We start from the raw sequence: 10,876 nt of genomic DNA, 5'->3' as shown, positions 1-10,876 counted from the left end.
TTAAAACCGACGGCAAATGGACCTGTAACTATACCAGCCCTATTGATGACTGATGGTTTATAGATGAATAGTTCAAATCTTTCTAATACTCACTGCGTTCCTTCTCTTTGATGAAGCCATTGCGGTAAGCATATAATAGCTTTTCCAGATCATGGATCTGACGTTGCAGGTCGGCTCCCTTGTCGGTATCTTTTACCATCTGACGGTGGGAACTCAGCTCAACCACAATAGTCGTGGAACGGATATCACGGCCTTCTTTGATGGCTTGGTCGGTAGACAGGAACGGTTCGTGCTGTACCAGCTGAAACCCGCGGGAATGGTACACCAACGTATAACCGGCAATACCTGTTTCCGGGTGATAAGCCTTGGAAAAGCCGCCGTCGATGACCAACAATTTCCCGTTCGCCTTAATCGGATTCTCTCCCTGGATGGAACGTACCGGCACATGACCATTGATGATGTGGCGATGTACACCCGTCACTCCGAACTCATCCAGCAGCCTGTCACATATCTTCTCTTCTTCACGTAACGTATAATAAGCGCCTTTTTCCTCCTTCTGCACCCCTTTATCGTCGATAAAACAGCGCTCGAAGGTAGCCATCTTGCTCTTATCGAATAACGGAGAGTCTTTTCCTCCCCAGAGATACCAGATATAATCCAGCGCAAAATCTTTCTCCGGAGAATCCTCCGAATCGAAATAGGCCGTACGGATCAGCTGATCTACCTTATCCAGCAAAGCCTTTCCCTTATATTCCTGTCCTTCGATGCTGACGCTTTTCAGCGAACCGTCAGCGTTCATCGGCACAGAGGCATGAAACAAAAGGTTTGAATTACAAACCTGATACATACTTCCATGACGGAAAAGGCAACGCATATGTTTCTTCAACTTCTCACTGTATTCGAACGAGTGTTGTATCCGGCGGATCAGATCTTCCTCTTCGATCGACAAGGCATAGGGATCTTTCGGATTGAGCGTAGGCCAGTTCTTGTCTTTCAACTCGTATTCCTTTCCGTCCAGATTGATGATCCCACGCTTCAGGTCGATATGGTGAAGCAACAGGCGGTCGTCCATCTCGAACTCCGGACGACGGCGGATAATCTCCCCTTCCAGCTTGAACTGGATAATGGTAATAGCCTTATGCATCTGCGAAATCAGGCGGATTGTCTTCTCATCGAAAGTCGAATCAGATGCATTGGTCTTCGGCATGAACAGTTCGCAGGGATCGTCTCCATATACATCCATCGCAAAGGTAGCGAGCGGTAACAGATTGATGCCGTAACCGTCTTCCAGGGTTGCCAGGTTACCGAAACGCAGGCACATACGGATCACATTGGCAATACTACCCAGATTCCCCGAAGCAGCCCCCATCCATAAGACATCGTGGTTCCCCCACTGGATATCGAAATGGTGGTAGTCGCAAAGCGTATCCATTATGATATGGGCACCCGGACCGCGATCGTAAATATCACCGATCACATGTAACAGGTCGATCGTCAACCGCTGTATCAGATTACACATAGCAATGATGAAATCATTCGCCCGTCCGGTCGATATGATCGTTTTGATGATCTGGTCTACATAAGCTGATTTATTAGGCTCGTCCGACGACTCATGCAATAACTCCTGAATGATATAAGAGAACTCCTTCGGAAGCGCCTTACGCACTTTCGAACGGGTATATTTGGATGATACATTCCGGCATACCCGTACCAGTTGGTTCAGTGTGATCAGGAACCAGTCATCCAGATCCTGTTCCTTACATTTGACCAACTCCAGCTTTTGCTCCGGATAATAGATCAGTGTACACAATTCTTTCTTTTCATAATCGCGCAGCGTATTGCTGAATATCTCATTCACTTTACGCTTGATCGCCCCGGAAGCATTTTTCAGGACATGGTTAAAGGCCTGGTGCTCACCATGAATATCGGACATAAAATGTTCCGTCCCTTTCGGCAAGTTCAGGATCGCCTCCAGATTGATGATCTCTGTACTTGCATCTGCAATGGTAGGAAAACTACGTGCCAGCAATTGCAGATAACGCAGATCACCAAACACATATTCGGGTGTTATATCTTTCGTCATAAATGTTTACAAACTTTTTCCGTGCAAAGATAAACAAATACAAGCAGACAAGCTATCCCAATCCTATTATTAGGCACCACCCGGAAAATAAAAATCGATAGTTACGAATCATTTAAATACAAAGCCCCGAAAGAGAGATCTTCCGGGGCTTGTTTTTTGTCTGTCTTCACTCTTCACAGAGGTAGAACAGAAGAACTTTATTTTCATTACTTTAGTATTAATAAATATCACTTGTTCACCTGTCACAGGATAATTAACGCCGTTGCGCTGCGTGATACTCTATCAGAATTATTTGATTACAAATAATTTTTATTTTACGATTGCAGGTACTGCAGCTTCACCTTCAACCTTTACATAAACTACACCGGCAGGAACTGCGATAGTAGCTTCACTTGAAGTAATCACTGTGTTTACCAATATCTGACCAAGAACATTGCTGATAACAACCTTCTTACCATCAGCACCCTTAACTACTACAGAACCGTTGATAGTCGAAACTTCTACTGTAGAAGTAGAGATAGATTCATTATCCGTTGCTACTTTGTCAACAGTGCCTAAAGTCAGAATAGCAGCCTGGTTCAATACCTGACCAAAGTCAGTAACACCAGTCGAACCATTACCGTCAATGATATCACCTGTATTATGGTTCCCGTTAGTGTTGAAGAACTTAGCAAGTACAGGTGTACCATTTACAAAGCGTAACCAAGCACCTTCGAATGAACCAACCGATGAGAATTGACCGTCGTTTGATTCCAGTAAGAAACCTTCTTCTTCTGTATCACCTACATAACGCAAAGAGAAAGCAACATTGTTATGAGTTCCATCCAATACAACTGCGTCATAAACAATACCTTCCTGATCTTTAGCCAGATAGTCAGGGATAATCAGGATATTTCCGTCAGCATCCGCACCTGTAATAGCATTTTCGCCTTTCAATGTATAAGGAGCTTTCAATACAAACAGTGAATCACCACGGTGTACTGCTTCAACAAAAGCAAGACGAGTGTAATTGTCATACTGGAATTTGCTTGCAGCTTCTACCTTGTTGATAGAGTTCTGGATAGAGTCGTTCAGGTTAACCAGGAAGCGGCCGCTTACATAACCCGGATACGATACTTTATGATCACAGCCAGGATTCAATCCGTGAGTTGCACCATGAGCATTTTCACCACAATAGTAGTATGCCTTTACGCTATCGGCTGCTACAGCAAACAGATACTGAGGCATACGATCTTTTGATTTAGCAACGTAATCAACGTACAGACCTTCATGTTTTGTCTGAACTGACTTGTTTTCAACAGCCAGATAGTTCAGGATACCAGATCTTGAATCTTCATACAAAAATTCGTTTCCAGAGAGAGAAGACAATGTAACAGACTTCGCCAGGTTATTTACATATTCAGCTGTAGCTGCATCTGCGCTCAAAGATTTATACAAAGGACGAGGATCAACAGTCAAAGCAAATACATCAGAAGTTGTTCCACATAACTGATCGATATAACTTTCGTTAGTACCTTGTTTGATAGCCATCTTACCGGCTGTCTGGTTATTGTTCAGAACGATTTCCTTTTTATCAGCTCCGATCTTTGACCATTCGCTAGTTTCATTTACCAATGCATAATAAGGAGTACTGTCTACATTGTTATTTTCTTTCAGATAGAAGATAGCCCATGTCAGACCATTCTTTCCTGCCTGAATATCAGCTTCGTCAGCAACGATATAACGATGCATATGGTCAAGAGCAATATATTTATGGTCATTGTCGATCTTGTTTGCATCCTTTACTTTCACTGCATATACATCACGGCTCAACTGAGTTGCACCGGCTTTAGCGCTAGTATAACCATAAGCCTGAGCACCCTTGATCAGATGCAATTCATAGTAAGTCGGATCACCCGGAATACCCTTGATATAATTATCTGTTGCACTGATGCCCAGGAACAAATTATTTACGTTAGCATTATAATGCTGCAATGCATATACATTTTCAGCCAATACATCGCTGGCAATTACAGAATAACCGGCTGTATTTGGAGTTTCAATCTTTTCAAAATAAATAGTATCACCACAAGAGAAGAAGTTATTTTCAGCTGTTGCATGAACTGTACCGCTGGTAGTCATACCTTTTGCATATTCATGGTTGATAATATAATATTTACCATTTCCAGCATCATAAAGTTGTCCTTCGAAGCCAACTACACCATATTCACGGTTTGTAATTTTAACTCTCGGAGTTTTGTTATAAGTAGGATCTGCATTTTCCTTTTTAACAACATCACAACCTAACTGTTCAATAACCCATTGAGTTGCAGGCATACGTTTGAAATCCTGATCAGCTTCCAATACATCATATACCAGGTGACCACCCATATCGGCAACGATATAAGAACCGTCAGCACGTTTTTGAGTCAGCGTTACATCGTTTGCATTCGGATTAGCTGTAGACAGACGAACCAGATATACGCCATTATCAACTGTAGTGCGAACTAATGCTTTGTAAGTATTATCGAAAGTAACCTTCATCTTCATATCTGCATTATACTCAACAGCGCCTGTACCGTCACCATTATGATTGTCGCAATTGAATGTTACATAAGCAGGGTTACCAGGATATCCAACTATTCCCAATGCATGGCTGCTGGCAGAACATTTATAACCTTCTTTAGAAATAGCCATGAATTTAGCTTCATCAGCATTGATTCCGTAAGGAACGCTAACCGTCAACACCTGAGATTGGTTACCCGGAGTAGCAAAGTTTATTGCAGCCAAAGCAACCGGAACGCCTGCAGCCTTATTAGACAGACAGTTTGCAAAATCAGAACCAGCAGTTCCATAAGCGACACCAGCATTGATTGTGTTCAGATATTGAGCCGGAGTCAATGCAGCCAAAGCAGCCAGGTTAGCAGTAACATCAGCAGGAAGAAGGCTCTTGTTCGGCATAGAAGCATTCAACGGTTCGATAACCAAACTATCGTTTGTCGGATAGTAAGTTACTTTGAAGTGGAAACGAGCACTTGTAGCATCAATCTTTGCTGTGTTTACGAAAGTAGCATCTTCCAGCTTCAAGCCATTGTAATTGCTGGTAGTTGCACCTTCATGATAAGTCGTAGAAACGCGTAAATACTTGTCTGTAGTCTGATCTTTTCTGAACAGAATGCCATAACCTGCATATACAGAAGGCTGACCTGCAGTAATAATATTACTACCTTCAGCATTACTATAATTATCACGGCTTAAAGCGGCAACCTGAGTATCTTCTGCAACATAATCAGAAGCATCCAACGGATTGCTTGTCATGTTAACGTTGAATAAGAACTTCGCTAACTTTCCGGCAAGGTTTGATGCATTATTTCCAGCAGCAGGAGGGAATGTTTTATAAGAATCGTCCGCATCAATCATAGAATTGATTTCAGCAGCGCTCAATACCTTTGCTCCGGCAATTACCGGCTGGAAAGAGATAATATTCTGCAAACCACTAGCATCGACTTTAGCCAGGCTCTGAGGAGCACTTACTAAAACGACTTCATTGTTTGCATTCAAAGCCATTGCCATGACTTTTTTAGTTTTATGATAGTAAGAATAAACCAAGTGATTATCAAAACGAGTATCACCGTTATCATCATTAGAATACCAGGTCCACATATCATTGCAGCCATCCAAGATAGTTGCCTCTGCATTAAGAACAGCAGCTGCTGCATCTGCAGCAGTTAAGTTTACAGCTCTGGTATGATCGAAAGTCAGTGCATAACCTGTTTCCTTATTAATAAAGGTATAGTTATGACCGCTTACGGCATCTTCATCAAATTTGATTTTCCAAAGAGAGTGAGTCAAAGCAGCATCTTCAATTTTTTTTGCTTCCAGATGTAATGCTCCGGTAGAATAATCACGTTCCATAGTCAGAACAGTAGTGGCAGAGCCTAATGGAGCTTTTGCCTGTTCATCTGTACCGTGTTCTATTACCAACTGGTACCATTTTGTAGAGTCAATTTTGTTTACTCCGTCACAATGCACAGAAGTGACTGCACTTCTAACCATGTCAGTACGATAAGGAATTTCCCCGTTTCCAGCATGATTTTGTTGAGCAGTGACCCCTACTGCGGCTAGCATGAAGCCAGCCATCAAAGTAGAAAACTTTTTGTTCATAATCAATAAATTTAATATTAATAATAGTGTTATCTAAAACCTGTTTACACAACTCGTTCGCTTGCTCTTAAATGTTAAATGACGAGTTTAAATGTTCCTTTTTTCTAGTCATTCTTTTGTGTATGTTTTGAGTTTATACTGAAAAGGACTAATTTTGTACTAACATTGTTATTCTGTTGATAAGAAAGGATATAGAGAAAGAAAAAAATATTGCTAAAAAGAATGGTGGTTAAAAAGATTGTTGTAATTTTGTGACTAGAAAAAAGGAACCTTTAATTTAGTCAGTCATTTTTCTTACCCAAAGTATTAATTATCAACATATAAACAATGGTTATTATTCTTTTCTTCTTAGGTAAGAATGAGACTTCCTATAAATAATGTACATGTGCGTACATTTATATTATTAGTTTCCCGAAGAGAAAAAAGTCTATTTTTTAGCGACAACCGTTATAAATGAAGAAAAAGAGTAGAAATGTCACCCCAAACTACCTCTAGTACAGCCCCGGTTTCATTATATCCAGTAGCTTATTGTTCACATGATTTACAAAGAGACCGTTTTATATAACTCTCAGTGTAAAATTGTTTCGGATTTTATCTGTATCTTCGTAGGCAAATAGTGATAAAGCCATGAGAAAAACAATCATCCTTTTCATCTTCCTGCATGTCCTTTCTTACGCCTTCCCTATCTATTTTAAACATATCGGGATGAAAGAAGGGCTTTCTCAACTTTCCGTTATGTCTATCTATCAGGACGAGCTAGGGCGTATGTGGTTCGGGACGGAGGAAGGATTAAGCGTTTTCGATGGCGTTCATGTAACGACACATAAACCGACTCTGAAAAACGAAACAAATAAAGAGACTACAGTCGGCAACAGTATTGATTTCATAACAGGAGATAATCAGGGGAATATCTATTTCAATTCTGATAATTCCCTCGTACGATACAATTTGCATACACAACAATTCAGCTGCCTGAAACAATCGGGAGTCACAGCTGTCGCTTTCGGTAACGACCGGCTTTGGGTCGGAGTCGCTGATTCTGTTTTTATCTGGGACCCGCAAATAAAAGAATTGCAGTTTTGTTTTAAACTGGAATACACTTACCAACATGCCACCTGCATCTTTGTCGATTCCCAAAAACAATGCTGGATCGGCACGAATGCCGGATTATACATGAAGGAAGAGAATAAACCGTTGGCCTCCATCATTCTGAACGAAGATATTTACGGTCTGTTTGAAGACTCCCACGCAAATCTTTGGATTTCAGCCAGAATGAACGGACTTTATAAAAGAGAAACGTCCGGCAACTTTAAACGCTTCCGTTATGATCCGCAAAAAGCCGACAATATATCCAGCAACCAGGTCAGAGGCATCGTGGAAGACAACTTCGGAAATCTCTGGATAGGGACTTTTACCGGACTGAATAAATATAATCCGCATAACGATCATTTCCAGGTCTATACCCGGGATAACCTTCCGGGCAGTCTCGCCCACTCCTCCGTTTTCCCGGTTTATAAAGACCGTCAGGGAAGTATCTGGCTGGGGACTTATTACGGAGGTGTTCATTATTTCAATCCCGAAATGGACCTTTTCACCTTCTACACGGCGGATAAGTCCAGAAACGATTGCGTCAGTTTCCCCTTTGTCGGCCACATGGCAGAAGATAAGGACGAGAATATCTGGATTTGCACCGAGGGAGGAGGCTTGAACCTATTCGACCGGCAAAAGAAAACATTTACCTATTTCATGGCGGATCCCGACAAAAACTCCATAGCCCATGACAATCTGAAAGACATAGCCTACAGCGCCAAGCGCAACAAGCTTTACATAGGAACCCATACCGGCGGATTATCTATCTTCGATATTCCCCGGAAGCAATTCCGAAATCCTTATTTTGAAGATCCTTCGTATGCGGTCAAAGCCGGCGACCGTATCAACCAAATGACAATCTGGAAAGACAAATATCTGGTATTCCTGACCCAATGGGGAAGTGTCAAAATGGATCTCGACACGGAACATATCAGCCCGGTTTTCCCCAGCGGGAAACAATATGGGAATCATTGCTTCGCCATCGATTCGAACGATTATATCTGGATAACCAGCGGAAGAGTGATTTATAAGATCAACATGGAGGATGAGGAAGACAAGACAATCTTCCGTTGTGGCGAGAACGGCCTCGGGGATCAAACCGTTACCACGATCTATGAAGACAAGAAAGGACGGCTCTTTTTCGGTACCTCCGGTGCCGGATTATACCTCTATGACAAAAAGAATAACTCTTTCAAAGGATACACAACCGAAAACAGCATGATCCTCAGTAACTATTGTTATGAAATTGAAGAATCCCTGCAAGGCTACCTGATCATTTCGGGTGATAAGGGACTCTCATTCTTCGATCCGGAACAGTCGATGTTCAAAGTGGTGGAACTGGGTACCGCTCTTCCCGTATCGGGTATCAATAAAGGATGCGGACTGCTTGTCTGTAAAAACGGCGAGATCTTTGTCGGAGGAATAGACGGTTTAAGTGCCTTTTTCGAACAGGACCTGTTCCGTCCTTCCAAAGACTATCAGTTATATTTCTCAGATCTGTATATTAACAACGAGCCGGTTTACCCTAAGGATCAATCCCGCATATTATCCGAAGCACTTCCTTATACGCAGGAAATCCATTTGAACCATAACCAGAACAATCTCATTCTGAATTTTAATTCGAATAACTATATCAATACGTTAAAGGAAACGGCCTATGAATACAAGCTGGAAGGTTTCGATACCAAATGGATCAGTAACAGCGACAACAGCATTCAATATACCAACCTTAACCCCGGCGAATACACACTGATCGTACGGGAAAAACAGTACGATACCAAAATCGAACCGCAGACGATCCGGATGGGAATAACTATTCATTCTCCTTTCTATGCGACACCGTTATTCTACCTGTTGTATGTATTGGTAGGCGGAGGACTGATTTATGGCTTCTTCCGTTTCAAACAATCACAGTTGCTTTTAAGGACCTCATTACAATATGAACGAAAAGAGAAAGAGCGGATCGAGGAACTGAACCAGGCAAAGCTCCAGTTCTTCTCCAACATCTCACATGAGTTCCGCACACCGCTGACGCTGATCATTTCACAGATCGAGCTATTGCTTCAAAGTAGTTCGCTGGCGCCTTCTACCTATAATAAGTTATTGAAGATATACAGGAACACCCACAGTATGAGGGCTTTGATCAGTGAGTTACTGGACTTCCGCAAACTGGAGCAGGGACATGTCAAACTAAAAGTGTATGAACAAAATATTGTCCCGTTCCTGAAAGAAATTTATCTTTCTTTTTATGAGTATGCTTCCAGCCGGTCGATAACCTATCTTTTTACCTCTGAAAAGGAAAATATCAACTGCTGGTTCGACCCTAAACAGATGCAGAAAGTATTTTACAATCTGCTTTCAAACGCATTCAAATACACCAAACCAAGAGCGAGTATCGAGATGGTGATCGAAGAGAATGAGAACACGATCATCATTAAAATAATAGATAACGGCATCGGTATCAACAAAGAAGATATCAACAAGATATTCGACCGCTTTTACCAGGCAGGTAACCAGACATCGGATACGGCACAACCCAGTACCGGCATCGGCCTGTCGCTCACGAAGAGCATTATCGAATTGCATCATGGTAAAATACAAGTAGAGAGCACACCCGGATACGGCAGTATTTTCATCGTCCTCCTGCCTAAAGACCGGACGCATTTCAAAGAAGAAGAATGCCAGTTTGTCGAACCTGACAATGAAACCATACGCAACGAGATCCTTCCGGAAAGTATCATCAAAGAACTACCCGAAAGCACTTCCGAATTATCATTTGCAGATACAGACACGACATACACCGTCTTACTGGTCGATGATAACGAAGAGTTACTTCAGATCCTCAACTCCTTATTTTCACCGGTGTACAAAGTTTTACTGGCACACAACGGAAAGGAAGGACTCGAAATCGCACGCAACGAAAGACCGGATATTATCATAAGCGATATTATGATGCCTGAAATGTCCGGCACGGAAATGTGCCTGAAAATCAAGAATGATTTTGACATCTGTCATATTCCGGTCATTCTTCTTACAGCACTCAGTTCAACGGAACAGAGCATAGAAGGTTTGCAGCGCGGGGCTGACGATTATATCAGCAAGCCGTTCAATGCCAAAGTGCTGCTTGCACGCTGCAACAACCTGGTTCGCAACCGCATTATCCTGCAAAAGAAATTCAACGAACAAAAGGATTTCGATACGCAATCGCTTGCCAGCAATCCGATCGACCAGAAGTTTATGGATACCATAAACAAGATCATCGAAGAGAATCTGAACAATATGGAGTTCGATATGAATACACTGGCTAAAGAACTGGGATTAAGCCGCAGTTCCCTGTATGCCAAATTCAAGGCGTTGACAGGAATGACTCCGAATGATTTCGTGCTGAATTGTAAACTAAAACGGGCTGCTACCTTATTGACCGGACGGCCAGACCTGCAAATCGCAGAGATATCGGATATGTTAGGCTTCGGTTCTCCCCGTTATTTCACCCGTTGCTTCAAAGCACAATTCGATACAACACCGGCTGAATACAGAAAAAAAACAGGGAAAATGGAGTAA

General features: G+C 42.1%; 3 protein-coding genes. 1 reads left to right on the top strand and 2 read right to left on the bottom strand.

Features of this window, described 5'->3' with window-relative positions; all coding sequences use genetic code 11:
- Positions 1–82 precede the first annotated feature (82 nt).
- Together IEY67_RS16220 and IEY67_RS16215 are read right to left on the bottom strand one after the other, a co-directional pair.
- Positions 83–2,083 carry a fructose-1,6-bisphosphatase gene (locus IEY67_RS16220; RefSeq protein WP_122354631.1) on the bottom strand — a complete coding sequence of 667 codons (2,001 nt, stop codon included), beginning with the start codon at positions 2,081–2,083 and terminating at the stop codon, positions 83–85.
- A gap of 309 nt (positions 2,084–2,392) precedes the next feature.
- Complete coding sequence (locus IEY67_RS16215; protein WP_183668762.1) at positions 2,393–6,226, bottom strand: DUF6383 domain-containing protein; 3,834 nt, start codon at positions 6,224–6,226, stop codon at positions 2,393–2,395.
- A gap of 627 nt (positions 6,227–6,853) precedes the next feature.
- Between IEY67_RS16215 and IEY67_RS16210 the strand changes: the two genes are divergently transcribed.
- On the top strand, positions 6,854–10,876 hold the full coding sequence (locus tag IEY67_RS16210) for a hybrid sensor histidine kinase/response regulator transcription factor (protein WP_183668760.1): 4,023 nt from the start codon (positions 6,854–6,856) through the stop codon (positions 10,874–10,876).

Source organism: Parabacteroides faecis (assembly GCF_014647375.1).
GTDB lineage: Bacteria > Bacteroidota > Bacteroidia > Bacteroidales > Tannerellaceae > Parabacteroides > Parabacteroides faecis.
The sequence above is the reverse complement of the archived record's forward strand: the minus strand, read 5'-3'. Positions and strand labels throughout refer to the sequence as shown.